Source organism: Paenibacillus illinoisensis NBRC 15959, assembly GCF_004000925.1.
GTDB lineage: Bacteria > Bacillota > Bacilli > Paenibacillales > Paenibacillaceae > Paenibacillus > Paenibacillus illinoisensis.
Window position 1 is genome coordinate 58,504 of the sequence record NZ_BIME01000007.1, and the last position, 25,621, is coordinate 84,124.

Sequence of the window (25,621 nt, forward strand, 5' to 3'; positions counted from 1 at the left end):
CTTGTTTTTTGGAAAACAGGATTCAAGAAAAGTTTAAATTATGATAAAATTAAAGGCGATTTATTTTCCATAGTACTTGGATGGGAGCAGTCATTCAGCAAGAGAAGTGGGGAATCAGAGCATGACAAATTTACTTCAGAGCCTATTTTTATGGGCATTGTACATTTCATCTTTTTACGCCTTTATTCCTAGTTTGATCAGCAGACTCTTTGGGTTGCGCGTGTTCAGGCGTGGAAAAAGCGATACACAGTTTGCGTTAACTTTCGATGATGGTCCCGATCCGGTATATACGCCAAGGTTGCTCCGATTGCTGAAGCAATACGATGCCAAGGCGACTTTTTTTGTGGTTGGGGAGCATGCGGCCAGTCACCCGGAACTTATCCAGCACATTCATGAGCAAGGACATCTGATCGGAATCCATAACTACATCCACAAAACAAACTGGTTAATGCGGCCGCGTACGGTTAAAAATCAGATACAGCGAACAGGCCAGATTATAGAGGAGGTCACGGGGGTAAGAACCTGTTTTTACCGTCCGCCTTGGGGGATCATGAACCTATTTGATTTTTTCAGCAGAAAGGATCGCCAGATTGTCCTGTGGTCTTCCATGTTCGAGGATTGGAGAAGTCGTGTCGGAGCGAAGAAACTGACAGAACGCATGTTGAAAGAGCTCAGAGGCGGAGAAGTCATGCTGTTGCATGACCGGGGTACCACGCTTGGGGCTGATGCACATGCACCTGAACAGATGCTCCAGGCCTTGGAAGTGGTACTGCAAGAGGCCGAGCGGCAGGGATTGCAAAGTGTACGCATCGATACCTTGATGGGAGGAGGCATTACCGTGAGTGAATCTCAGAAAACGAGTCCAGCTCAAACCGTATTATCCCCATGGAAACGAATTGTGGTTGCTTTATGGCTTGGCTGGGAGAAGTTGTTCCACTGGGTGTACCATCTGCGGACAGCTTCGCCGGAAGACCCGATGCTTCATTATCGATCCCGTGTATATCACGGTGCGTTGGTTGAAATGAGCGAGGGGCAAGTCATCCGAAACGGCGACCCGGTTATTGAACTTCATTTTGATAATAAAAAATTATTCGAGCTCGGGATGACCTCGCGCTCCAGTATGCATCTGGCCATCCGTATGATTCGGGCTATGGAACAGCAGCTTCCCGATCTGGCTCGGCAGATTGCATCGGAACCTGAACTCCGTTCTGCCAAAGCAGTGTACGGTGTAAGTATGATTAATCGGGGACCTGAGAAATTCGGATTTACCGTTAAGGATCTGCCGCCTGGACCTTTCAGTTCGGCTTCCAAGGTGTATCTCAAACTATTGCTGAGTGTAATTCATCCTTCAGGAACCAAGCGTCTGAAACAGCGATCCGAGCAATTGGTTCCGAAAATGATTGCCATGCCGCTTGGTGTATTAATGGAGCGTTACGGACAACATGCCTTTGTAGCTGCAACAACGGAACAGATGCAAACAGATCTGGTGGAGAGTGAAGCGGATGTCCTGGCCGGTGCTGAGCTGAACAACACACCAACGGTTTAATAAACTAGAAGGGTATTATTCATATCTAATTCGATTGCATGTAAATCAATGCAAAAAGGGTTGCTCCCTTGCCAACACTGGCAGAGGAGCAACCCTTTTTATTTTGTAATTTGCTTCAGATAGCAAAACAATTGAAAAATTGCAGGAGATTAAATTTTCAAAACCCCACCGTTACTTGCGTTGGTAACGAGTTTGGAATAGCGAGCCAGCAAGCCTGTTTTTACTTTCGGCTCGAAGCCTTTCCAACCTGCACGGCGACGTTCGAACTCTTCATCGCTGATGTGCAGCTCGATAATGCGGTTGTTCAGATCCAGCTCAATGATATCTCCTTCTTCAACAAAAGCGATTGGACCGCCTTCTGCTGCTTCCGGAGAGATGTGGCCGATACTGATACCGCGGGATGCACCAGAGAAACGTCCGTCTGTGATCAGACCGACTTTGGCACCAAGTCCCATACCTACGATCTGGGAAGTTGGAGCAAGCATCTCAGGCATACCTGGTCCGCCTTTTGGTCCTTCGTAACGGATAACGACAACGTGTCCTTCTTTTACTTTGCCGTTCGCGATGCCTTCGAGTGCTTCTTCCTGTGAATCGAAGCAGATCGCAGGTCCTTTGTGGTAACCGCCAACCGAAGCATCAACCGCACCAACTTTGATAATCGCGCCTTCCGGTGCAAGGTTACCAAACAATACGGCAAGGCCACCTCTTTCGGAATGCGGGTTATCCAGCTTGTGGATAACATTCGTATCCTGAATCTCTTGTCCCTCTACGTTCTCACGGATCGTTTTACCTGTTACGGTAATACAATCAGCGTGGATCGCACCTGGTTTCTTCAGCAATTCGTTTAGAACTGCACTTACGCCGCCGGCATTGTGTACGTCTTCGATGTGCAGGTCGGATGCAGGTGCAAGCTTCGCCAGGTGAGGTACACGGTTAGCCACTTCATTGATGCGCTCGATTGGATAATCGATGCCTGCTTCATGAGCGAGAGCCAAAGTGTGCAGTACAGTGTTGGTTGAACCACCCATAGCCATATCCAGTGCGAAGGCGTTGTCGATCGCTTCAACCGTAACGATATCGCGTGGTTTCAGATCCAGTTTGATGAGTTCCATCAATTGTTTCGCGGATTGTTTAACAAATTCACGACGCTCAGGAGCTACAGCCAAAATGGTACCGTTACCTGGCATAGCCAGTCCCATCGCTTCAGCCAGACAGTTCATTGAGTTTGCTGTGAACATACCGGAGCAAGAACCGCAAGTTGGGCAACCGAACTGTTCAAGCTCGAGCAAGCTCTTATCGTCGATTTTACCAGCCTGGAAGGCACCTACGCCTTCAAATACGGAAGTCAGGGACAGGGCCTTACCATTGCTGTCACGACCTGCTTTCATTGGGCCACCACTTACAAATACAGTAGGGATATTGCAGCGGAGTGCACCCATCATCATGCCTGGTGTGATTTTGTCGCAGTTCGGGATACAGACCATGCCGTCGAACCAGTGTGCTGATACAACCGTTTCCACGGAATCCGCGATAATATCACGGCTTGGCAGCGAGTAACGCATACCAATGTGTCCCATGGCAATTCCATCATCTACTCCGATGGTGTTGAATTCGAATGGAACGCCGCCCGCTTCACGAATAGCATCCTTTACGATTTTACCGAATTCCTGCAGGTGAACGTGGCCCGGCACGATATCAATGTAAGAGTTACAAACAGCGATAAACGGCTTGCCGAAGTCCTCTTCTTTAACGCCCGCTGCGCGGAGCAGACTCCGGTGTGGTGCACGGTCAAAACCCTTTTTGATCATATCGGAACGCATCTTATTGGCTGACATGGTGTATTTCCCCCCAAATATATAATATTGAGCAACATGAATGGAAATATAAATGGCAGTGCATCTGTCGTTTAATTTCATCCGTACTCTAAAAAATAACCGACTCGGTCGGCTTCGAGCTTCCCGTAGTTTATGAAGTTCTTTGCTGCTTTAAACCCGTGAACAACCCGGTTTTTTATAGAGTCTATCACAACCGTCGTCATATTTCTACAATCAATAGAAAGAAGCCGTCTCTCATTTTCATGGAGTTCGGCTTTCTTAACAGCAATATAACGTTTTGTTATTATTCGGATAAGATTCGGTGTGAAAGGCTAGTTGCTTCCACCTTTGCGTCCGATCTCACGATAGAATTCTTTGGTATGCGTTTCGGAGGTTGCTTCGCCACCCTTGCGACCAATCTCCTTGTAAAAATCGGAATCATGAGCATCAGAGGTCGCTTCTCCACCTTTTTTGCCTATCATTTGGTAAAAGCTGCGGTCATGATTTTTGGAGGTGGCTCTGCCACCCAATCGGCCTGCTTCCTCTCGACTCATCTTTTGTCCAGCTGCCTGTGAACGTGCCATTACAAATCACTCCTTAAGGGATAAGTTGTTTTTTGTAGCGCGTATCCCTACTTACCACGTTGCTTCCAGCCTGAAACAAGCCGTTACGATAGAGGGTAAGGAATAAGGGGCAGATGAGCATTCAAGCAGAACGTTTGAATATTTCACGGCGATGCAGGGAAAACCGGGAGATATCCGGTTCGATTACAGGCCGAAAGGCATGACGTACTGCGGGCTGTGCCAATAGTACAGCAAACATTACGGCAATGGCAACGATCACGGGAATGTATAATCCGCTTTCGATATAATTATAAACGCCTGACCAGATCATAATGCGAACGAGAAATCCGTGCAGGAGAAATACATAAAGTGTACGCCGTCCCATATCGGTCAGTCTGGATGTAAGAGAAGGCACCCAGCCCAGAAATAGAGCTCCCGAGATCATTTCGAGGGCATAAATTGCAAGACGATAGATTCCGGCATACCACTCATGGTGACCGAGTTCAGCATAAGTCATGCTGCCCATTAACCAACCTGTGGAGATCTGAAGTCCTCCCAAACCTATCCATATCAAAAGACCAGCAGATAATATTGCGGCGGCATGACGCCCCCAGCCAGTTCGCACATAAGAACGAATGGACGCTCCATAGTCATAACCGATCATGAAGAAAGGGAGAAACACAAACGTTCGGCTGAAGCTGAGCCAAAATCCATCCACAGGCAAGTAACCCGCCACTACTCCCAGCAGGATGGAGGCAATGAGCCGATAGATCGGCTTCCACGATAAGGTAGCTCTGAGCAGGAGCCTCCAGCAGAAGTGACTGGCCAGAAACCACAGCAACAGATAAGGAGCAAAAAAGGACAGTTTCATGTGCGGGGTGTGGAACACCGTAACATCCATTAGAGCGTATAACGATTGAAACAGAACGTATTGAAGCGCAATTTGTTTAAGCACTTTGCGTCCGGATGCACCATGAGGTGCATGTCTGGCGAAATATCCGGTAACCCATACGAATAACGGCATATGAAATGTATATATCCACAGGAACAGAGCCTCTGCTCCCGCAAAGCGTGTAATGAGTGGTTCAAGAGCATTTCCAACGAGTACACAGACAATAAGCATAAAGCGCAAGTTATAAAAAAATGATTCCTGATCACCACGGATTCCAGTCCGGTTGTTCATGTTGTAACCCTCCTGTTGACCTCACGGTCGAGGCCATCTGTATCTTTCATAAGGGTAATACGGATATGAAGGAATCATTGTGATATAATTCACAATAGAAAGCGCTATCCTTTCCCGGAGCTGTGACAACAAAATGAACGAGCGGGATTGACAACGGTTGCATAGAGGATGACAATGGGAAAAGAAGATGAGGAATTGTAAATTTAAGGAGGCTAAGAAACGATGTCAACGAATACCCGCCAAAGTCCTGAAATTGTTACATTCGGTGAAAGTATGGGTTTGCTGACAGCCAAGGATACAAGAGGTCTTGAATACGCGGCTTCATTGGACAAGTCGTTTGGCGGCGCAGAGAGCAATCTGGCCATCGGTGTGTCCCGACTGGGCCATACAAGTGGTTGGTTTGGGCGCTTGGGTCAGGATCCCATCGGCACCATGATCTTAAAAGCAATTCGTGGTGAAGGTGTAGATGTATCCAGAGCACGCTTGAGTGACGCGGAACCGACAGGTCTGATGATTCGTGAGAACGCTTCCGGGAAATCCTCTGTACATTATTATAGGAAACTATCCGCTGCAAGTGCGATGACTCCGGATGATCTGGATCCGGACTATATTGCCGGGGCTGAGATTTTGCACGTTACAGGTATTACTGCCGCTATAAGCCCTTCGGGTTTGTCTACGGTAGAAGCTGCCATACATATAGCCAAACAGGCTGGTGTAAAAGTAAGTTTTGATCCGAATCTGCGTCTTAAACTCTGGTCAGCAGAGCAGGCTCGTCCGGTTTTGCTTCGTCTGGCAGAGCAGGCTGACTACTTTTTGCCTGGCCTGGACGAGATGAAGCTGCTGTATAACGAACAGGATGAGCAGAAGATATTCGAACGTTTGTCAGCTCTGAATGCTGTCTCCATCGTAAAAGGCGGACCGGATTTGACCTATGTATTGGTGAATGGTACCCTAACGGAAGTTCCGTACTTCAAGGCGGATCATGTGCTGGATACGGTTGGCGCGGGAGATGGATTTTGTGCAGGTTTCCTATCAGGCCTGCTCAAGGGATACTCTCCGCAGGAGGCTACCCGGCTCGGGAACTTAACTGGCTCCATGGTCATACAGGCCGTTGGTGATTGGGAGGCGCTTCCGACGTGGGAGCAAGTCGAGGCCAAGCTGAACAACGTAACCCATGTTGAGCGCTAGTCGCTGCTGATATCATGTAAGTCTCATCTTCGTTCTTCAATTATAAGGCTTGTAATAAACAACCACATTGATAAGGGAGAGAATGAAATGAAGAAGCTTCAGCTGCTGCAAAAAATAACGGATAACGGGGTAGTCGCCGTACTTCGGGCCGACTCTGCCGATCAGGTCATCGCCATGGCCGAGCAAGCCATCGCCGGTGGAATCAAAGTGATTGAGATTACGATGACGGTTCCCAGTGCACTCAAAGCCATCGAGAAACTGAGCCGTGTCTACCATTGGAACACACAGGATCCCGAAAAGTTTGCCATAATAGGAGCAGGAACAGTGCTTGAGCCCCAGACAGCAAGAGCTGCAATCATGTCAGGTGCTGAGTTTGTTGTCGGACCATCGCTGAATCCGGATACCGTACAGATCTGCAATCTCTATCGAATTCCGATCCTGCCTGGCGTGATGACCATTGCCGATGTTCAACGTGCGCTTGAGCTTGGTGTGGACATCGTGAAGCTGTTCCCAGGCAATCTGTATGATCCATCCATTATCAAGACGATGAAGGGGCCTATGCCTCAAGCGAATTTTATGCCGACCGGCGGGGTATCCTTGTCCAATCTGGGCGATTGGATCAAGGGAGGAGCCGTAGCTGTGGGGATCGGGTCCGACCTGACTTCCGAAGCGATGAAAACAGGGGATTTAAGTCATGTTCGCCGCAAGGCGGAACAATATATGGATGCTTACCGTAAGGCGAAAGCGGAATAGAGGCAAGGCGGGGAATGTGAGCAGGTTCAGCCTTGCTCCTATTCCCCAAGAGCCGCAGTACCTGCGGTAAGTGAAGAAAGGTGATTGAAGTTGAGGAACCGGTATAATACAGGGCGCAAGAAGAGGGGCATCGGAAAATTTCTGCTCGTACTTCTGGCGCTCATTGTCATTGGCGGCGGGTTTGTTGCCTGGAAGCTATTTACCCCGTACGGACCGCAGGAAATGGCCCAGAAGGCTATGGAAACAGCGGATCAGGTTACGGTGAGTGAACAGGAAAACTGGATTGATTTTATGCCAGACAAACCTGAAGGGATTAGTGTTATTTTCTATCCGGGTGGTTTGGTGAAACCGGAAAGTTATGCTCCTCTGGCTCACGAGTTGGCAGAAGCCGGACACCATACCATCATTGCCAAAATGCCGGTCAATCTGGCAGTACTGAAACAAAACCTGGCAGATGATATTCGTAATGCTTATCCGGACGAATCATTCGTCATGGGTGGACACTCATTGGGTGGATCCATGGCTGCACGTTATGCAGCATCCCATCCGGGCGCGCTTCAAGGCATCTTTTTCCTGGCGTCCTATCCGGATCAAAAAGGCAGCGTGAAGTCATTGGGGATTCAGGCGCTATCCATATTGGGTACCAATGACGAAGTCGTCAATGCGACCAAATACCAAAACGGCCGCGTCTATCTGCCGGAAGACACGGTGTACTACACCATTGAAGGAGGGAACCACTCGCAGTTCGGTGACTACGGGCACCAGAGTGGTGACGGAGAACCTGAAATTACGGGCGAAGAGCAGTTGTCTCAAACGGTAAAGGCGGTTACTGAATGGCTCGAAGGTATCCAATAAATACATTTGCCAGGAGGGGCGGCTAGGTTATGGCCATACTTCAAGTAAAGGGTCTGCAGATTCCCTGTCAGGGCATTTTGTTCGATAAGGATGGGACACTTCTTGAATTTTTGCAATTATGGGGGCCGTGGGCCGATTCCTTGCTAAATCAATTGGAAGCCGTCTTATCAGGCATGGGGACTGGTTTCACGGTGGAAAGAGGCAAGGTGCTCGGTACAGTCCACGACAGCGAAGGACACATTTTTGATTATGACAGGCAGGGTCCGCTGGCCATCGCTACTGTAGATGAGAGTACAGGGCTCCTGGCCGGACAGTTGTATGCAGCAGGCATGCCATGGAATGATGCGATCACAACAGTCCGCGAGCTCTCCAATTCAGCCATGCAGGAAGTGCGTTCCAAACGGCAGGCCGAGCCTATGCCTGGCTTGATTTCTTTTTTGCAGAGCTGCCAAGCAGCTTCGATCAAGGTGGCGGTGGTAACCTCGGACAGCACATCGGCAGCCGAAGAGCATCTGGAATGGATGGGGATACGGTCTTTCTTTACGTCCATTGTAGGGTGTGACCGCGTTACATTAGGCAAGCCGAATGGCGAAACTGCCAAGCTGGCATGTCGTGAATTACATATTCATCCTAACCAGGCCATCGTTATAGGTGATAGCAACGGGGATATGCAGATGGGACTGAACGCAGGAGTTTCACATGTTATTGGTTTTTGTCCCCCTGGGAAGGAAGCAGTACATTTACAGGATGCGGATGTCGTTATTGGGGATTATCATGAAATCCGGGTGAGTCCGGATGGTGCCTGAACGGGATTATTCCGCTAAGGAGGAGAGAGGATGAACGAGGTAGAACAGCTGGCTTCCTGGATTCAGGAAAGTTCGAATATTGTTTTTTTCGGAGGGGCAGGAACGTCGACCGAAAGCGGGATTCCCGACTTCCGCTCTGCCGCGGGCCTATATCAGACAGAGCAGCATTCCCCTTATCCGCCGGAGGAACTGCTGAGTCGTCACTTTTTCGATCAGCATGCCGATATTTTCTATGATTTCTATCGGGGCAAAATGCTTCATCCCGATGCCCAACCCAACGGTTGTCATAAGCTCCTTGCACGTTTGGAGCAGGAAGGTCGGTTGAAGGCGGTCATTACCCAGAATATCGACGGGTTGCATCAAAAAGCAGGCAGCACCAACGTATTCGAATTGCATGGGTCCGTTCATCGGAATGCCTGCATGGATTGCGGGCGTTTCTACCCGCTGGATGACATCATTCGGTCGAAGGATGCGGTTCCCCGCTGTGCAGCTTGTAATGGAGTCATTAAGCCTGACGTTGTGCTCTATGAAGAGGAATTGGACCAGAACACGCTATACCAGTCTGTGGATGCAATCTCTTCTGCTGATCTGCTGCTGGTCGGTGGTACCTCACTGACCGTCCATCCTGCTGCACAGCTAATTACGTATTTTCGGGGAAAACACACCGTCTTACTGAATGCCACGCCAACGGCGTATGACCGGCAGGCAGATTTGCTGATTACCGAGCCGATCGGCGAGGTAATGATTAAGGTGGACCAGCTTCTTGGTTAAACGGTTTGTCTGAAATAACCGCCTTCTCCCGCGCTCGAACAGAGTGCAGGAAGCGGAACCTGGGGAAAGAAGGGATTCATGATGGTCTACTTAGCCAGCGATACACGCTATGAAACGATGAAATATAACCGGGTTGGACGTTCTGGACTGAAACTTCCGGCCATTTCACTTGGACTCTGGCATAATTTTGGCGGCATCAATAATGCAGAGAACGGTCGAAACATGATTACTCGATCCTTTGATCTGGGCATTACGCATTTCGATCTTGCCAACAATTACGGTCCGCCCGCAGGTTCTGCAGAGCAGCTGTTTGGTCAGGTGCTGGCCCAGGATCTGAAGCCCTATCGGGATGAACTGGTGATATCCACCAAAGCGGGATATTATATGTGGCCCGGACCGTATGGCGAATGGGGTTCCCGCAAGAATCTGGTATCCAGCCTGAATCAAAGTCTGAAGCGGATGGGGCTGGATTATGTCGATATTTTCTATTCCCATCGTTATGATCCGGAAACACCGCTGGAAGAAACGATGATGGCTCTGGACCATATTGTTCGTTCGGGTAAAGCACTCTATGTGGGCATCTCCAATTACCCGGCGGAGCAGACGAGAGAGGCTGCCGAAATTCTGAAAGGTTTGGGTACACCTCTATTGATCCACCAGCCGAAGTATTCCATGCTGGACCGCTGGATTGAAGATGGGCTGCAGGACGTGCTGGATGAGTATGGTGCAGGCAGCATTGCATTTTGTCCTTTGGCACAGGGGGTACTGACGAACAAATATCTGAACGGTATTCCGGAGGATTCTCGTGCAAAAGGGCCGTCCGTTTTCTTGAACGAGAACAATATCTCACCTGAGACGCTGCGCAAAGTTCGTGCTCTCAATCAGATTGCTGCAGCTCGTGGTCAGAGTCTGGCGCAGTTCGCGCTTGCCTGGGTTTTGCGAAGCGGTAGGGTAACGTCGGCATTGATCGGTGCAAGCCGTACATCGCAGATCGAGGAGAATGTGGCCGCACTCAATCAGCTGGACTTCTCATCGGAAGAGCTGGAGCGAATTGAATCCATTCTCAGTCCCGAACATCATGACAAATAAGCATGTGATTGAGAACCTATAATTAAATGAAAAAAGAAGGTGCATGTTAGCCGTAATGGCAGATGCATCTTCTTTTCTTTTTCACTAATTTGCAATCATGCATGGTGCCCAAGTAAACAGACGTTGTTCGCAACACTTACACTTTTCCTGAAGGGTTATTTCTTGTTTGGTTGTGCCATGCCGGGCCTCGGAGCTGGAGGTCTGGAGAGAATATTTTCCCGATAGAGAGTCGGGGCTTCTCCGTGGAAACGTTTGAACTGTTTGGAGAAATAAAGGGCATCTGGCAGTCCTACGGATGCGGATACCTGCTCAATGGACAGATCCGGACGTTCACGCAGCAGCTGCCGTGACTTGTCAATGCGGAGCTTGAGCAGATACGTGACCGGGGACAGACCGGTTTCCTGCTTGAATATCCGGGATAAATAAGCGCGGTTGTAGCCGAGGCTGGCCGACATCTGTTCAATGGAGACGGGGTGAGCATATTGGGTAGACATGTATTGGATCATCTGTTTTACCGTCCGCCTAATCGAAGATTCACCAGGAATCAGGGTTTGTCCCTGAGAAAGGTGATTTTGGGCTTCGGCTAGAATCATATATAACGTACCGATGGATGTAAAATGAGAGCTTTCCTTGCGCTCCGCAAATGCATTTTGCATGACGGATAGCCAGTCAGCAATTCCGCAGGATGGACCGGCATGAAAAACGGATTTTTCCGGACGAAAGCCCGCTTCTTCCGTGTGTTTCCCAGCCTGGCTGCCTGTATAGGCCATCCATCGATATTCCCAGGGGCGGCGGGCATCGGACTGGTAGCTGACCAGTTGCCCGGGATGAATGAGGAAACAATCTCCTGCGGATAATTCGTAGGTATGGAGTTCCGTACGGAATGTACCAGCGCCCTTTTCTACATAATGAAGCAGATAGTAATCGTATAGTTTTGGACCAAGGGCATGACCCGGAAGGGTCTGGCTTGCGCCTGCAAAAAGGACATGTAATGGTCCCTTATCATAATAGACCGGATTGGAGGCAACTGAGTACGTTTTTGCTCCACTTTTCCCCGAGGATTCCTGTGTGTTTTTTATCGGATCTACTGCTGAATGTTCCTTGTGTTGATCAACCATGTACCGTTCCTTCTTTCTGTGGTGTTCTTTCCATTATATGACGGAAGGTCACATTTATCCATATGAAACACACATGGTTGCATTTCAAGAGGTACCGCTTTCTTGTATAATAACCTTAAGAAAACAACAACATTGAGATGAGGTGCAGCAGCAATGAACATACATGAATTGAAACAAAAGTTTATTGAGAAGTACGGAGAGAGTGAAGCGGATCTCCGTGTATTCCATGCTCCTGGACGTGTTAATCTGATCGGGGAACATATCGACTACAATGGCGGGTACGTGCTTCCGGCAGCACTTGAATTCGGTACAACACTTGTTATCCGGGAACGGAAGGACGACAAATTGCAGCTGGCTTCCACCAATATGTCCTATGAAGGCGTGCTGGACACATCCTCGATCGGCAAGGAGAAAACAGGGGAGTGGACAGATTATCCAGTTGGTGTCATGGTTGAACTGCAAGCTAAAGGCGTGAAGGTAACGAAAGGATATGACTTCCTGTACCACGGTGAAATCCCGAACGGTGCCGGACTCTCCTCTTCGGCTTCGCTGGAGGTGCTTACGGGATACGCGATTCAATCCATGGAAGGTGTATCCGAGATCGATACAGTACAGTTGTCGCTTCTGTCCCAAAAAGCAGAAAACGAGTTCGTTGGCGTCAACTGCGGCATTATGGATCAGTTTGCTGTGGCTAACGGAGCAGAAGATCATGCCATTCTGCTGATGTGTGATACGCTTGAATATGAGAAAGTACCTTTCCGTACGGGCTCTTATAAGCTGGTCATTGGCAATACGAACAAACGTCGCGGTTTGGTAGACTCGGCCTATAACGAGCGGCGCTCCCAATGCGAGCAGGCACTTGCCATTTTGAAGGAACAGCTGCCTGCACTTGATTATCTGGCGCAACTGACGCCGGAGCAATTTGTAACACTGCAGGATCACATCAAGGATGAGAAGGTAAGACAGCGTGCCGAGCACGTCGTGGAAGAGAATGCACGTGTGCTTGCATCAGTGGAAGCACTGCGTAATAACGATCTGGAAACGTTCGGCAAGCTGATGAATGCTTCCCATGAATCGCTCCGATATCTGTATGAAGTAAGCTGTGAGGAATTGGACGTGATGGTGGAGGAGGCGCAGCGCATTCCAGGCACACTTGGCGCACGCATGACGGGAGCCGGATTCGGTGGATGTACGGTGTCACTGGTACATGAGGATGATGTAGAACGTTTTGTCCGCGAAGTGGGGGCAGCGTATGAAGCACGTACAAGTCTTAAGGGAGACTTCTATGTGTGCGGAGTAGGCGACGGTGTCAAAGAATTGAAGGAGGCGAAGTGAAATGGCAATTTTGGTGACAGGTGGAGCAGGATATATTGGTTCGCATACGGTAGCGGCTTTGTTGGAACGCGGCGAGGAAGTTGTGGTGCTGGATAATTTGCAGACAGGGCATCGGGAAGCATTGCTTGGAGGCAAACTGTATGAAGGAGATCTGCGTGACAAGGCGTTTCTGGCAAAACTGTTTGCTGAAAACTCCATTGATGCAGTCATTCACTTTGCAGCCAACTCGCTGGTTGGCGAGAGCATGAAGGATCCAGTTAAATATTATGACAATAACGTGTTCGGTACGTTATGTCTGCTGGAAGCGATGAATGCAGCCGATGTACGCCGGATCGTATTCTCTTCAACAGCCGCCACATATGGCGAGCCTGAGAAAGTGCCGATCGAAGAGAGTGACCGAACTGAGCCTACGAACGTGTACGGGGAAACAAAACTGATGATGGAGCGCATGATGTCCTGGTTCGATAAAGTACAGGAGATTAAATACGTGTCCTTGCGTTACTTCAATGCAGCTGGAGCACATGATAGCGGCAAAATTGGCGAAGACCATCAGCCGGAGAGCCACTTGATCCCGCTCGTATTGCAAACCGCACTGAAACAACGTCCGCACATTGCCGTGTTTGGCGATGACTACGCTACAGAAGATGGAACGTGTGTCCGCGATTATATTCACGTGAGTGACTTGGCAGATGCGCATCTGCGCGCGGTAGATTATCTCCGCAAAGGGGAGAACAGCAACGTGTTCAACCTGGGTAATGGTCAAGGCTTCTCGGTTAAACAGGTTATTGAAACTGCGAAAAAAGTGACTGGACTTGATATCCCGGTTGTACAGGAGCCGCGCCGTGCAGGTGATCCGGCTGTACTGGTAGCCTCTTCTGCCAAAGCAAGATCCGTACTAGGCTGGAATCCGACATGGACCAATCTGGAAGATGTCATTCAGAGTGCTTGGAGCTGGCACCAATCTCATCCTAACGGCTACGGAAAAAACTAGGAGGCGAACATCCATATGTCACAGACCCATAATGCTGCAGGCACCATAGACCGGACACCGGAGCAGCAGGAAGCACTGCATGCCATTGAACGTCTGGTTGCATTTGCCTTGCAGAACAAGCTGATTGAAGAAGCGGATCGGGATTACAGCCGCAACCTTCTGCTGGAACAGTTCGGATTTTCCGAGCCCTACGATGGAGTGCTGAACGAGATTGTACCGGATGGACCGCAATCCTTGCTGGATACGTTGATTGACTATGGTTATGCCATTGGACTCATTCCGGAGAATACCGATACGTACCGTGATTTGCTGGATGCGAAAATTATGGGTCAACTGATGGCCCGTCCATCCGAGGTGGTTCGCGCGTTCCGCCACACAGAGCAAACAGAAGGTATTGAAGCAGCCACATCGAAGTTTTACGAGCTGTCGATTCACTCCAACTACATTCGTATGGACCGAATCTCCAAGAATGTGTATTGGACACAGGAAACGCCATATGGCGATATGGAAATTACGATTAACCTGTCCAAGCCGGAGAAAAGTCCGAAGGAAATCGCCATGGCCAAACTGCTTCCGCCGCCGGTGTATCCGAAGTGTCAATTATGTCGGGAAAATGTAGGCTATGCTGGGCGGGTAAACCACCCGGCCCGGCAAAACCTGCGCGTTATTCCGCTGGAATTAAACGGTGAACCCTGGTTCTTCCAGTACTCGCCATATGTGTACTATAACGAGCATTGCATCATTTTCCATCATGATCATGTGCCTATGAAGCTGACAAAAGATACGTTGCGCAGGCTGCTTGCCTTCGTAGGCGAGTATCCGCATTATTTTATTGGTTCCAATGCAGATCTGCCTATCGTGGGAGGTTCGATCCTGACTCACGACCACTTCCAAGGCGGACGCCATACATTTGCCATCCAAAATGCGAAACCTGAAGCGGTATTCCGTCATGCGCATGCACCTGGGCTTACCCTGAGTCTGGTAAAATGGCCAATGTCCGTTCTTCGGCTCGCTTCACATGATCCAGCGGAGCTGCTCGAAGCGGGTAACGCCGTATATGAAGCGTGGAAACTGTACAGTGATCCTTCCGTTCAGATCCAGGCGTTCAGCGAGGTGGATGGAGAGCAGGTACCTCACAACACCGTAACACCAATTGTTCGTCGCAGTGCGGACGGTGGTTACGAGATGGATCTGGTTCTCCGCAACAATCGTACGAATGAAGAGCATCCCGAGGGGATTTTCCACCCGCACCGTGAAATGCATCATTTGAAAAAAGAGAACATCGGACTTATCGAAGTCATGGGGCTTGCGATCCTTCCAGGGCGATTAAAAGAAGAATTGGACGGAATCGCCGATATTCTCGCAGGGGACACTCAGCTTGCGGAAGCTGCCCAGGCATCTGACCATGTTTTGAACCAGCATCTTCGCTGGGCGGAAGAACTGAAAGAACGTTTCGGTTCCAACCTGGACAAGGAACAGGCCGTTGCTCTGATTCAGCAGGAAGTAGGCCTGAAGTTTTCCGAGATTTTGGAGCATGCCGGAGTTTACAAATATGATGAAGCCGGACGTCAGGCTTTCCGTCGATTTGTAGAAAGCATGGGATATACCGAATAAGTACAAATGGGCAGTAATATTATGCTATGAATAAACAATTTACAAAGGATAGGTGAGCAGCAATGCTCATCTATCTTTTTTCAATACAATGAATCAATCATCTTGCAATTTTACTTGTGTATGTGGCTCGATGGTTATTAGCGATCATGTATCTAAAGTATTCTTCCATCATGAGCAATAAACACAGGGCCATGGCAGAGGAGCATGGTTCATTGTATAATATGAGAATGATTATCATAGCTTGATCAAATATTTGAAGTTTAGGAAACGGGGACGAATAAATGGAAAAGAAGCCACTGAACATACCGCTAATCACCGACGCAGAAGAATTGCAAACCATGGTGGGTGAGCCTCATGAGCACGTGAGAAACAAAGCGATATCGTTTGTGGACTCCCATGTTGAACATTTTTTATCCATGTCACCCCTATTTTTTCTGTCCAGTTCGGATGGGGATGGTAGAAGTGATGCATCCCCCAGGGGAGACGAAGCAGGCTTCGTGAAGGTTCTTGATCCGCATCGTCTGGTATATCCTGAACGTCCAGGCAATCGCCGTATTGACTCGCTGTTAAACATCCTAACCCATCCTGGGGTGGGTATGCTCTTCCTCATTCCTGGCATGAACGAAGTATTACGCATCAATGGAACAGCTTCTATTACGAAGGATGAGGAGTTTATCAATAGTATGGGCTGGACGGGAAAAACGATCGGGGCAGCGGTTATTGTAGACGTGAATGAATGCTTTATCCATTGCCCAAGAGCATTCAAGCAGTCGGGGTTGTGGTCTTCCGAGACTTGGGTGGATAAGGAAAATTTGCCCTCGACCATGGATATGTTCCGTGCCCATCTGCAAATCAACGGCTTGTTATAAGTGAGTGACTATGGATTTGTTTTTATAAAATCAGGGTACTATAATTGGAGTTGCACAAACATTCTAACTCCAATGGAGGCGACATAGATTATGAGATCTTTTCAATTTTATAACCCTACCCGTCTGATCTTCGGTAAAGGACAACTGGAAGCGTTGAAAACCGAAGTACCGAAGTACGGCAAACGGGTATTGCTTGTATATGGGGGCGGCAGCATTAAACGTAGTGGTCTGTATGATCAAGTGATCGGATTGCTTAAGGAAATTGGAGCAGAAGTTACAGAACTGGCGGGCGTGGAACCGAACCCGCGTCTTTCGACTGTCCATAAGGGAGTTGACATCTGTAAAACTCAGAACATTGAGCTGATTCTCGCCGTAGGTGGCGGTAGTGTGCTTGACTGTGCCAAAGCAATTGCCGTAGGTGCGAAATACGATGGCGATATGTGGGATTTTGCTCAGCGTAAAGCGGTTGCTCAGGACGCACTTCCACTTGGTACTGTACTAACGATGGCAGCAACAGGCTCCGAAATGAACTCCGGTTCCGTTATTACGAATCAGGATACACAGGAAAAATTGGGCTGGGGCAGTGCGTATTCATTCCCTGCGTTCTCCATCCTTGACCCGGTTAATACATATACCGTGCCTTTGGATCAGACGGTATACGGCATGGTCGACATGATGTCTCACGTATTGGAGCATTATTTCCATCTGGATGAGAATACGCCAGTACAACTTGGATTTTGTGAAACGATTCTGCGTACGGTTATGGATGCAGCACCTCGTTTGGTAGAGGATCTGGAAAACTATGAGCTGCGCGAAACCATTCTATACTGCGGTACGATGGCATTGAACGGCGTATTGAACATGGGACTAGCAGGTGACTGGGCAACCCATAATATCGAACATGCAGTATCTGCAGTGTATGACATCCCGCACGGCGGGGGCCTTGCTATTCTGTTCCCGAACTGGATGAAACACAACCTGGACGTAAACGTGGATCGTTTCAAACGATTGGCGATTAATGTCTTTGAAGTCAATCCGGAAGGCAAATCGGACCAACAGGTAGCCGAGGAAGGCATCGAAGCTTTGCGCAAATTCTGGACGTCTATTGGTGCACCTAGTCGTCTTGCTGACTATGACATTGACGACAGCCAGATTGATGTCATGGCTGACAAGGCGATGCTGTTTGGCCCATTTGGTAACTTCAAGAAGCTGCAGCGTGAGGATGTTGTATCCATTTACAAGGCATCTCTGTAATAAAGGGCATTCAATTATTAATAAAGACCGCAAATCTCCACAATATGGAGAATTGCGGTCTTTTTGCGTGAAATACCATGCAGAATAACCATTATCGGGTCTTGAATACAAATGAGGAAAGATTTTGAAACTTTAAGCCGATTACTACGTATTTATTTACATGAGGAATGCCCAGTGGGTTAGGAGTTTCGGCAGAAGAGAGGAGGAACGGGGAATGGAGTCCATCTATTGGGGGTGTCTAATCGGAGGAGCCATTTTTGCGGTCGTCAGCCTGGTGCTGGGTGATTTGATTGACGGATTGCTGGATGGAGCCTTTGAACTGCCAGGCATTGATTTTCTCAAACCTGTTGTACTTGCTGGTTCTATCACAGCGTTTGGCGGAGCTGGAATCATGTTGACGCGTTATAGTTCCGTAGGTGCAATTGCGGGTCTTATCTTATCCCTGCTTATAGGTATTGCTGCTGCCATGCTGGTATTCTTTGCTTATATCAAACCGATGCGGAACAGTGAGGTTTCCATTGCATTTTCCATGAAAGAGCTATCCGGGAAAATCGGAGAAATTACGATTCCAATACCTGAAAGGGGTTTCGGTGAGGTCATGATCCGTGTTGCTTCCGGTAACACGATTCATACCGCATCCAGCTTCGAACATCGCCCTATTGCTGCGGGTGCGCGTGTAGTGGTAGTGGACATAACAGAAGGTGTGCTTCGTGTGGCGGAATGGGATGAAGATGTACTTAAAGACGTTTGAGTAGAACGAGAGAAGTTGTATTGTCATCATTGTAATAAGGGGAGAGATGTGGAATGGAAGTTAATATGGATGTGTTGTTGATTCCTGCAATTGTTGTAGGTGTCATTCTGATTCTTGGTTTGGCCTTCTGGGCGAGATATAAGACGGTTGGACCAGATGAAGCGATGATCGTTACGGGTTCATTCCTGGGTAATAAAAATATTTCCGAAGATGAGTCCGGTCGCAAAATTAAAATCGTACGTGGCGGTGGTGCCTTCATCTGGCCTGTGTTCCAGCAGTCCGAATTTATCTCACTGTTGTCTCACAAGCTGGACGTATCCACGCCAGAAGTGTATACGGAACAAGGGGTTCCGGTTATTGCAGATGGTGTCGCGATTATCAAAGTTGGTAGTGCTGTGGAAGATGTAGCAACAGCAGCTGAACAATTCATCGGTAAACCTGTTGAAGCTTTACGAGGCGAAGCACAGGAAGTTCTGGAAGGGCATTTGCGGGCCATTCTCGGAACTATGACTGTGGAGGAAGTTTACCGGAATCGGGATCGGTTCGCACAAGAGGTTCAGGGTGTGGCTGCAAGGGATCTGAAGAAGATGGGTCTGCAGATCGTATCCTTTACCATCAAGGATGTTCGTGACAAACAAGGATATCTGGACGCCCTCGGTAAGCCGAGAATTGCTGCCGTGAAACGGGATGCCGAGATTGCGGAAGCCGAAGCAATGAGAGATGCACGTATTCAAAAAGCGAATGCAGAAGAGCAAGGACAAAAGGCTGAATTGCTCCGCGATACCAATATCGCCGAAGCAGCCAAAGAGAAGGAATTGAAAGTGGCAGCGTTTAAGCGGGATCAGGATACGGCAAAAGCCGAAGCGGACCAGGCGTATCATATTCAAGAAGCCCGTGCGAAACAAACGGTTGTAGAAGAGCAGATGAAAGTCGAACTCGTGCGTAAAGAACGTGAGATTGACCTCAAGGAAAAAGAAATTACAGTACGTGAGAAGCAGTATGACGCCGAAGTGAAGAAAAAAGCGGAAGCGGATCGTTATGCTGTCGAGCAGGCGGCCGAAGCGGACAAAGCAAAAAGAATGCGTGAGGCCGATGCAGTGCAGTACTCTATCGAGACCCAAGCCAAGGCAACAGCAGAACAAAAACGGCTTGAAGGTCAGGCGATGGCAGATGCAGAACGGGCCAAGGGTACTGCGGATGCAGAAGTCATTCGTCTGCGCGGTCTGGCGGAAGCCGAAGCGAAGGAAAAATTGGCTGAAGCGTTCCAGAAATTTGGCGAGGCTGCAGTACTCGATATCATCGTCAAAATGCTGCCTGAGCTTGCTGGTAAAATTGCAGAGCCGATCTCATCCATTGATAAATTAACTGTGGTAGATACAGGTAAGGGTGAGGGTGCAGCACGTGTAAGTAACTATGTGACCGAACTGATGTCTACAGCTCCTGAGATGCTGAAAAGCGTATCGGGCATTGATGTAGAGCAGTTGATCAAAGGTTTGACCAAGTCCAAAACGCCTGCACCTGTTGCTGTTCAGCAAAGCGAAACTGTAAACACTCCATCTGTGATCGACAAGATTGTGGAGAGAGCTGGAGCAGAGGATTAGGACTACGTGTGAACGATACGTGAAGCTCTATTGACCTTAACGTGATTTTTTGTTACTTTTTAAGCGAGACGTTCGGCGCGGTTTGCCCGCACCGGACGTCTTTTCGTTCATTACGAGGATTGTGAGGAATCACATTCCAGATGGTATGAAAAAAGAGGTGCAAACAGTGAGCAGCCTGCATGTAAACAAAGCGCTAAATAATAATGTAATTATTGCACAGCATCCTGAACATGGAGAAGTCGTCGTCATCGGTAAAGGCATAGGCTTTAACCGGAAAACGGGTGACATCATTCCCTTGATGGCTGTGGAGAAGATGTTTATTTTGAAAAACCAGCAGGAGCAAGAGCAGTACAAACAGCTTCTTCCGCAAGTGGATGAGGCATTGATCGAGATTATTAACGAAGTCATTACGTATATTGCTGAGCGTACGGATGTTCCGCTTAACGAACATATTCATATTGCATTGACCGATCATATTTCCTTTGCACTTAAACGCAAAGAACAGGGCATTGTGATCCAAAATCCGTTTCTATATGAAACACGTGAGATCTACCCCGAAGAATATCGAATGGGAGATTACGCCGTTCGCCTTATTAAGGAAAAGCTCGGTGTCGATCTGGGTATGGATGAAATTGGTTTTATTGCACTCCATATCTACAGTGCCATGACCAATCAGAACATATCCCAAGTACGCGAGCACTCCCAGCTGATTACCGATCTGGTGGGAATCGTAACGGACCAATTGGATTATTCGTTTGAGACGGAGTCACTGGACTATTCGCGTTTGCTTACACATCTTCGCTTTGCATTGGAACGTGTGCGACGGGGGGATAAGGTGGAAGAGCTTCATAAGCTGGATTCCCTGCTCAAGTTGGAGTACCCTGAAATGTACTCGCTTGCATGGAAGCTGACCAAAGTGATGGAGAGAAGATTGAATCTGCCGGTTTATCCAGCAGAGGTTGGTTATCTGACCATCCATCTCCAACGGCTCAATCAAAGGAAAGAAGAAGAGGGAAAGTGAAATATTCCCACGCCTGGAATTGCGTCCGAACAATTTTAGTGTAAAGGCTTGCACTGTTTTTGAAGTGATGCTACAATGGTGTCCGTAATCAAGCAACTGAATAAAAAACATAAGCGACGTGTTACTGACTCGATCAGGCATGAGTTTCTAGAGTGTGATTGTTCTTACCTTATACAGGGTATGCTATACCCGAAGGTTGGTACAGTTAACTTTATTAGCTTATGCCTTTTTTGTTTTCCCTTGCTTGCATCACGACATACAGACATACACGAAAGGGTGAATACGACGCGATGTTTAAAAAGCTTTTTGGCGTCTTGCAAAGAGTAGGTAAAGCTCTTATGCTGCCTGTGGCCATTCTACCAGCGGCGGGCTTATTGCTCGGAATCGGTAATATGCTGGTGAATCCGGACTTTTTGCAATACGTAACGGCACTGGACACCCCTTGGGTGAACTCGATCGCGACGATCATGATGAACGCAGGTCAGATCGTATTTGACAATCTGGCATTGCTATTTGCTGTGGGGGTAGCCGTAGGGTTAGCCGGAGGCGAAGGCGTGGCAGGTCTTGCGGCCATCATTGGTTATCTGGTAATGAACGTCACTTTGGGTACTGCTGTCGGTGTAACGCCAGCAATGATCGGTGAAGTACCGGGTTATGCCAGCATTTTGGGGATTCCAACACTGAGTACCGGTGTGTTCGGAGGTATCATTATTGGTATTGCCGCAGCACTATGTTACAACCGGTTCTTCAAAATCGAACTGCCGTCTTACCTTGGATTCTTTGCAGGTAAACGTTTTGTTCCGATTATCACTTCGGTTGTTTCCCTTTTGCTCGGATTACTGCTGGTGGTCATCTGGCCACCGATTCAAAATGGACTGAATGCTGTATCTCATTTCATGGTAGATACGAGTCCGACACTCTCGGCATTCATTTTCGGAGTCGTGGAACGGTCCCTTATTCCGTTTGGACTCCACCACATTTTCTACTCTCCATTCTGGTTTGAATTCGGTGAGTATGTGAACAAGGCTGGAGACGTTATTCGTGGGGACCAGCAGATCTTCTTCAACCAATTGCGTGATGGTGTAAACCTCACGGCGGGAACCTTCCAAGTGGGTAAATTCCCGTTCATGATGTTCGGTTTGCCAGCTGCGGCGCTTGCGATGTACCATGAAGCAAGACCGGAGCACAAAAAGTATGTTGCAGGGATCATGGGCTCAGCTGCGCTGACCTCGTTCCTTACCGGGATTACAGAGCCACTTGAATTTTCATTCCTGTTTGTGGCGCCAGTCCTGTTTGCAGTACACTGTATCTTCGCAGGTTTGTCTTTCATGACAATGCAAATTCTGGGTGTCAAAATCGGGATGACGTTCTCCGGTGGATTCATTGACTTCCTGATTTTCGGGATTATCCCGAACCGCACACCATGGTGGGACGTTATTATCGTCGGTTTGATTCTTGCCGTGATCTACTACTTCGGATTCCGAATGATCATTCGCAAGTTCAATCTCAAAACACCAGGTCGCGAAGAAGCAACACCTGAAACAAGCTCGGGTGGAGGATCAGGTTCAACTGACGATCTGCCACACAATATTCTGGAAGCCTTTGGTGGACAGCAGAATATCAAACACCTGGATGCATGTATCACTCGTTTGCGGATTGAAGTAAATGAGAAATCCAATGTAAATAAAGATCGTTTGAAACAATTAGGTGCATCTGGCGTGCTTGAAGTGGGTAATAATGTACAGGCCATTTTCGGTACACGTTCAGATACAATCAAGTCCCAAATGCAGGACATCATTGCAGGACGCACCCCGGCACCAGCACCAGCTGCTGATGTTAAACCTGCTCCTGAAGAGGAGAAGGCAGCGGGAGCAGAAGGCGAACGCATTATTGCTGAAGATATCGTCATGCCGGTCAACGGTGAATTGATGGATATCACTAACGTACCTGATCCGGTCTTTGCTGAGAAAATGACAGGTGACGGTTTCGCTGTGCTGCCGCATGATGGCAAAATTACTTCGCCAGTGTATGGTAAAGTGTTTAACGTATTTCCTAGCAAGCATGCTGTCGGCATTATGTCTGACGGAGGCAAGGAAGTGCTGGTTCATATAGGTGTCAACACGGTGAAATTGAAAGGTCAAGGTTTCAACGTGCTTGTGCAGGAAGGTGACCTGGTATCGGCAGGTCAACCGATTATGGAAGTGGATCTGGAGTATGTGAAAGCTAACGCTCCATCCATTATCTCGCCAGTGATTTTCACTAACCTGCCAGAGGGCTCCACGGTGACCCTGAAGAAGAGTGGAGTACTGAAAATTGGCGATCAGCCAATCATTGAGATAAAATAAGAAATGTTCCGATAATGGCAAGCAAGTGTAAATATATGCAATGCCTAAATTAAACTACTTGAAAGTGAGATGATTGTAATGCAACAAACATTCAGAATTACAGACGAAGATGGTATCCACGCACGTCCGGCGACAGCCCTGGTTAATACAGCTAACAAATTCAAAGGTGCAGAATCCTTTGCAGAAGCTAACGGTAAAAAAGTAACACTGAAATCCATCCTGGGCGTTCTGTCCCTTGGTTTGGAACAAGGCGACACCATCAGCATCATCGTTGAAGGCGAAGGCGAAGCTGAAGCTCTTCAAGCTCTGACTGACGTTATGGTTAACGAAGGGCTGGGCGAAATTAATGCTTAATGTTTCCGGGATCGCGGCTTCGGCGGGTATTGCTATCGCCAAGGCGTTTATCTTGGAGCATCCTGATTACTCTGTAGAAAAACGCCAAATCAACGACGTTGACGCAGAGATCGCGAAACTCGACTCAGCACTGGGCAAGTCCCAGTCTGAGCTTGAGGCGATCAAAGAGCGTACTTTACAAGAGCTTGGCGAGAAGAAAGCTGAAATCTTTGCTTCCCATTTGCTCATTCTGAATGACCCGGAACTGATTGATCCGGTAAAAGCAAAAATTGCTGATGAAAAAGTGAATGCAGAATTTGCACTCAACGAAACGGCATCGCAATTTATCTCCATGTTCGAAAACATGAAGAGTGCTTACCTGCAGGAACGTGCTGCAGATATGCGTGACGTAACCAAACGTGTGCTGAATCACTTGCTTGGTATCGACTTCATGAGTCCGGCTGAGATTAGCGAAGAAGTGATTGTGCTGGCCGAGGATCTGACGCCTTCCGATACGGCTCAATTGAACCGTCAATATGTTAAAGGTTTTGCAACCAACATTGGCGGACGTACTTCCCACTCTGCAATCATGGCTCGTTCTCTTGAAATCCCGGCTGTTGTGGGAACCAAAGACATTCTGGCTCAAGCCAAGCAAGGCGATATGATTATCGTTGATGGCCTGGACGGTCATGTTCTGGTTAACCCAACAGATGAGGTCATTGCTGAGTATCGTTCCAAACAGGAACAATATGATGCACAACGTGCCGAGTGGAGAAAATTGCGTGACGAACCAACTGTAACGGTGGATAACGTTCATGTGGAACTGGCAGCCAACATTGGTACGCCGAATGACGTTACCGGTGTTCTGGAGAACGGTGGAGAGGCTGTAGGCCTGTATCGTACCGAGTTCTTGTACATGGGCAGAGACAAACTTCCTTCCGAGGATATTCAGTACAATGCTTACAAAGCCGTACTTGAAAAAATGGAAGGCAAACCTGTCGTTGTTCGTACACTCGATATCGGTGGAGACAAGGAGCTTCCATATCTGGATCTGCCAAAAGAAATGAATCCATTCCTTGGTTTCCGTGCAGTTCGTCTGTGTCTGGACCGTCTTGATATTTTCCGTACACAATTGCGTGCATTGCTGCGTGCAAGCGTACATGGCAACCTGCGTGTCATGTTCCCAATGATCGCAACACTGGGTGAATTCCGTGAAGCGAAAGCGGTCCTGCTCGAAGAGAAGGAAAAGCTGGTAGCTGAAGGGATTGCTGTTTCTGACAGCATTCAACTGGGTATCATGGTCGAAATTCCTTCGACTGCGGTTCTAGCGGATCAATTTGCCAAAGAGGTTGATTTCTTCAGTATCGGAACGAACGATCTGATTCAATACACCATGGCAGCTGACCGTATGAACGAGCGTGTATCCTATCTGTACCAACCATACAACCCTGCTATTCTGCGTCTGGTGAAAATGGTCATCGATGCAGCACATCGCGAAGGTAAATGGGTTGGTATGTGTGGAGAGATGGCGGGAGACGAAACAGCAATTCCATTGCTGCTTGGTCTCGGACTGGATGAGTTCAGCATGAGCGCAACATCCATCCTGCCAGCTCGTAGCCAGATCACCAAGCTGTCCCGTGCGGACATGCAGGAACTGGCTGCTAAAGCTCTGGACATGCAAACTGCTGAGCAAGTGGTTGAATTGGTTCAAAGCATCAAAGCGTAATTTTGCGAGGGTTATCCTCCGGATTTTAAGGTCTTTTCTTTTTCCGATGAATGGGCTGCAGGAATGCAGCGATATTGCCGGTATCTGCGAACAGC

The 25,621-nt window shown here is 48.4% G+C and carries 21 protein-coding genes and 1 pseudogene; 18 read left to right on the forward strand and 4 right to left on the reverse strand.

The features are described 5' to 3' along the window. The first annotated feature begins 121 nt into the window (after window positions 1-121). A complete protein-coding gene (locus PIL01S_RS17630; protein ID WP_127538647.1) occupies window positions 122-1,546 on the forward strand; it encodes a polysaccharide deacetylase family protein in 1,425 nt (474 codons plus the stop codon). A gap of 149 nt (window positions 1,547-1,695) precedes the next feature. On the opposite strand, the gene ilvD is transcribed toward PIL01S_RS17630, so the two are convergent. The 3 genes and pseudogenes from ilvD to PIL01S_RS17645 all read right to left on the reverse strand — a co-directional run bounded on the left by ilvD (window position 1,696) and on the right by PIL01S_RS17645 (window position 5,106). Further along, window positions 1,696-3,381 (reverse strand): dihydroxy-acid dehydratase, encoded by a 1,686-nt coding sequence (gene ilvD / locus PIL01S_RS17635; protein WP_095289529.1) that lies wholly within the window; start codon window positions 3,379-3,381, stop codon window positions 1,696-1,698. Window positions 3,382-3,701: 320 nt separating this feature from the next. Beyond that, a pseudogene (locus tag PIL01S_RS17640) lies at window positions 3,702-3,944 on the reverse strand (KGG domain-containing protein); the annotation flags it as partial. A gap of 121 nt (window positions 3,945-4,065) precedes the next feature. Then, window positions 4,066-5,106 (reverse strand): acyltransferase family protein, encoded by a 1,041-nt coding sequence (locus tag PIL01S_RS17645; RefSeq protein ID WP_127538649.1) that lies wholly within the window; start codon window positions 5,104-5,106, stop codon window positions 4,066-4,068. A 222-nt stretch (window positions 5,107-5,328) separates the two neighbouring features. Between PIL01S_RS17645 and PIL01S_RS17650 the strand changes: the two genes are divergently transcribed. The 6 genes from PIL01S_RS17650 to mgrA all read left to right on the forward strand — a co-directional run bounded on the left by PIL01S_RS17650 (window position 5,329) and on the right by mgrA (window position 10,568). Further along, window positions 5,329-6,294, forward strand: coding sequence for a sugar kinase (locus PIL01S_RS17650; protein ID WP_127538650.1), 966 nt, complete (start codon window positions 5,329-5,331; stop codon window positions 6,292-6,294). 87 nt (window positions 6,295-6,381) lie between these two features. Then, window positions 6,382-7,047: a bifunctional 2-keto-4-hydroxyglutarate aldolase/2-keto-3-deoxy-6-phosphogluconate aldolase gene (locus PIL01S_RS17655; RefSeq protein WP_095359776.1), complete on the forward strand. Its 666-nt coding sequence runs from the start codon at window positions 6,382-6,384 to the stop codon at window positions 7,045-7,047. Between the two features lie 90 nt (window positions 7,048-7,137). Beyond that, window positions 7,138-7,902, forward strand: a complete 765-nt coding sequence (locus PIL01S_RS17660) for an alpha/beta fold hydrolase (protein WP_127538651.1) — start codon at window positions 7,138-7,140, stop codon at window positions 7,900-7,902. Between the two features lie 29 nt (window positions 7,903-7,931). Further along, window positions 7,932-8,708, forward strand: a complete 777-nt coding sequence (locus PIL01S_RS17665; protein ID WP_127538652.1) for an HAD family hydrolase — start codon at window positions 7,932-7,934, stop codon at window positions 8,706-8,708. A 30-nt stretch (window positions 8,709-8,738) separates the two neighbouring features. Then, a complete protein-coding gene (locus PIL01S_RS17670; protein WP_127538653.1) occupies window positions 8,739-9,479 on the forward strand; it encodes an NAD-dependent protein deacylase in 741 nt (246 codons plus the stop codon). Window positions 9,480-9,560: 81 nt separating this feature from the next. Beyond that, window positions 9,561-10,568, forward strand: a complete 1,008-nt coding sequence (mgrA, locus tag PIL01S_RS17675) for an L-glyceraldehyde 3-phosphate reductase (protein ID WP_095289537.1) — start codon at window positions 9,561-9,563, stop codon at window positions 10,566-10,568. 155 nt (window positions 10,569-10,723) lie between these two features. Here the strand turns inward: mgrA and PIL01S_RS17680 are convergent, their stop codons facing one another. Beyond that, window positions 10,724-11,686, reverse strand: coding sequence for an AraC family transcriptional regulator (locus PIL01S_RS17680; RefSeq protein ID WP_246058418.1), 963 nt, complete (start codon window positions 11,684-11,686; stop codon window positions 10,724-10,726). Between the two features lie 153 nt (window positions 11,687-11,839). On the opposite strand from PIL01S_RS17680, the gene PIL01S_RS17685 reads away from it, so the two are divergent. From PIL01S_RS17685 to ptsP, 11 genes are all read left to right on the forward strand, one after another. Next, window positions 11,840-13,021 carry a galactokinase gene (locus tag PIL01S_RS17685; RefSeq protein ID WP_127538654.1) on the forward strand — a complete coding sequence of 394 codons (1,182 nt, stop codon included), beginning with the start codon at window positions 11,840-11,842 and terminating at the stop codon, window positions 13,019-13,021. Window position 13,022: 1 nt separating this feature from the next. Then, window positions 13,023-14,012, forward strand: coding sequence for a UDP-glucose 4-epimerase GalE (galE, locus tag PIL01S_RS17690; protein ID WP_127538655.1), 990 nt, complete (start codon window positions 13,023-13,025; stop codon window positions 14,010-14,012). 15 nt (window positions 14,013-14,027) lie between these two features. Further along, window positions 14,028-15,626: a UDP-glucose--hexose-1-phosphate uridylyltransferase gene (locus tag PIL01S_RS17695; protein WP_127538656.1), complete on the forward strand. Its 1,599-nt coding sequence runs from the start codon at window positions 14,028-14,030 to the stop codon at window positions 15,624-15,626. Window positions 15,627-15,907: 281 nt separating this feature from the next. Next, on the forward strand, window positions 15,908-16,495 hold the full coding sequence (locus PIL01S_RS17700) for an MSMEG_1061 family FMN-dependent PPOX-type flavoprotein (protein ID WP_127538657.1): 588 nt from the start codon (window positions 15,908-15,910) through the stop codon (window positions 16,493-16,495). A gap of 90 nt (window positions 16,496-16,585) precedes the next feature. Further along, entirely contained in the window at window positions 16,586-17,749 is a 1,164-nt protein-coding gene (locus tag PIL01S_RS17705) for an iron-containing alcohol dehydrogenase (RefSeq protein ID WP_127538658.1), read from the forward strand. Window positions 17,750-17,963: 214 nt separating this feature from the next. Then, window positions 17,964-18,500, forward strand: coding sequence for a protease (locus tag PIL01S_RS17710; RefSeq protein WP_127538659.1), 537 nt, complete (start codon window positions 17,964-17,966; stop codon window positions 18,498-18,500). A 53-nt stretch (window positions 18,501-18,553) separates the two neighbouring features. After that, window positions 18,554-20,101 carry a flotillin family protein gene (locus PIL01S_RS17715; RefSeq protein WP_127538660.1) on the forward strand — a complete coding sequence of 516 codons (1,548 nt, stop codon included), beginning with the start codon at window positions 18,554-18,556 and terminating at the stop codon, window positions 20,099-20,101. Window positions 20,102-20,267: 166 nt separating this feature from the next. Beyond that, on the forward strand, window positions 20,268-21,122 hold the full coding sequence (gene glcT, locus PIL01S_RS17720) for a glucose PTS transporter transcription antiterminator GlcT (RefSeq protein ID WP_127538661.1): 855 nt from the start codon (window positions 20,268-20,270) through the stop codon (window positions 21,120-21,122). Window positions 21,123-21,412: 290 nt separating this feature from the next. Continuing rightward, entirely contained in the window at window positions 21,413-23,467 is a 2,055-nt protein-coding gene (gene ptsG / locus PIL01S_RS17725; RefSeq protein ID WP_127538662.1) for a glucose-specific PTS transporter subunit IIBC, read from the forward strand. A gap of 78 nt (window positions 23,468-23,545) precedes the next feature. Then, entirely contained in the window at window positions 23,546-23,821 is a 276-nt protein-coding gene (locus PIL01S_RS17730) for an HPr family phosphocarrier protein (protein ID WP_036617010.1), read from the forward strand. Next, complete coding sequence (gene ptsP / locus PIL01S_RS17735) at window positions 23,814-25,526, forward strand: phosphoenolpyruvate--protein phosphotransferase (protein ID WP_095289546.1); 1,713 nt, start codon at window positions 23,814-23,816, stop codon at window positions 25,524-25,526. The genes PIL01S_RS17730 and ptsP overlap by 8 nt, the downstream gene beginning before the upstream one ends. Window positions 25,527-25,621 lie beyond the last annotated feature (95 nt).

What these genes read in the sequence shown, in the direction of transcription:
- PIL01S_RS17630 (WP_127538647.1), top strand. Translation starts at nt 122, where the DNA reads ATGACAAATTTACTTCAGAGCCTATTTTTATGGGCATTGTACATTTCA.
- ilvD (WP_095289529.1), bottom strand. Translation starts at nt 3,381, where the DNA reads ATGTCAGCCAATAAGATGCGTTCCGATATGATCAAAAAGGGTTTTGAC.
- PIL01S_RS17645 (WP_127538649.1), bottom strand. Translation starts at nt 5,106, where the DNA reads ATGAACAACCGGACTGGAATCCGTGGTGATCAGGAATCATTTTTTTAT.
- PIL01S_RS17650 (WP_127538650.1), top strand. Translation starts at nt 5,329, where the DNA reads ATGTCAACGAATACCCGCCAAAGTCCTGAAATTGTTACATTCGGTGAA.
- PIL01S_RS17655 (WP_095359776.1), top strand. Translation starts at nt 6,382, where the DNA reads ATGAAGAAGCTTCAGCTGCTGCAAAAAATAACGGATAACGGGGTAGTC.
- PIL01S_RS17665 (WP_127538652.1), top strand. Translation starts at nt 7,932, where the DNA reads ATGGCCATACTTCAAGTAAAGGGTCTGCAGATTCCCTGTCAGGGCATT.
- PIL01S_RS17670 (WP_127538653.1), top strand. Translation starts at nt 8,739, where the DNA reads ATGAACGAGGTAGAACAGCTGGCTTCCTGGATTCAGGAAAGTTCGAAT.
- mgrA (WP_095289537.1), top strand. Translation starts at nt 9,561, where the DNA reads ATGGTCTACTTAGCCAGCGATACACGCTATGAAACGATGAAATATAAC.
- PIL01S_RS17680 (WP_246058418.1), bottom strand. Translation starts at nt 11,686, where the DNA reads ATGGTTGATCAACACAAGGAACATTCAGCAGTAGATCCGATAAAAAAC.
- PIL01S_RS17685 (WP_127538654.1), top strand. Translation starts at nt 11,840, where the DNA reads ATGAACATACATGAATTGAAACAAAAGTTTATTGAGAAGTACGGAGAG.
- galE (WP_127538655.1), top strand. Translation starts at nt 13,023, where the DNA reads ATGGCAATTTTGGTGACAGGTGGAGCAGGATATATTGGTTCGCATACG.
- PIL01S_RS17695 (WP_127538656.1), top strand. Translation starts at nt 14,028, where the DNA reads ATGTCACAGACCCATAATGCTGCAGGCACCATAGACCGGACACCGGAG.
- PIL01S_RS17700 (WP_127538657.1), top strand. Translation starts at nt 15,908, where the DNA reads ATGGAAAAGAAGCCACTGAACATACCGCTAATCACCGACGCAGAAGAA.
- PIL01S_RS17705 (WP_127538658.1), top strand. Translation starts at nt 16,586, where the DNA reads ATGAGATCTTTTCAATTTTATAACCCTACCCGTCTGATCTTCGGTAAA.
- PIL01S_RS17710 (WP_127538659.1), top strand. Translation starts at nt 17,964, where the DNA reads ATGGAGTCCATCTATTGGGGGTGTCTAATCGGAGGAGCCATTTTTGCG.
- PIL01S_RS17715 (WP_127538660.1), top strand. Translation starts at nt 18,554, where the DNA reads ATGGAAGTTAATATGGATGTGTTGTTGATTCCTGCAATTGTTGTAGGT.
- ptsG (WP_127538662.1), top strand. Translation starts at nt 21,413, where the DNA reads ATGTTTAAAAAGCTTTTTGGCGTCTTGCAAAGAGTAGGTAAAGCTCTT.
- PIL01S_RS17730 (WP_036617010.1), top strand. Translation starts at nt 23,546, where the DNA reads ATGCAACAAACATTCAGAATTACAGACGAAGATGGTATCCACGCACGT.
- ptsP (WP_095289546.1), top strand. Translation starts at nt 23,814, where the DNA reads ATGCTTAATGTTTCCGGGATCGCGGCTTCGGCGGGTATTGCTATCGCC.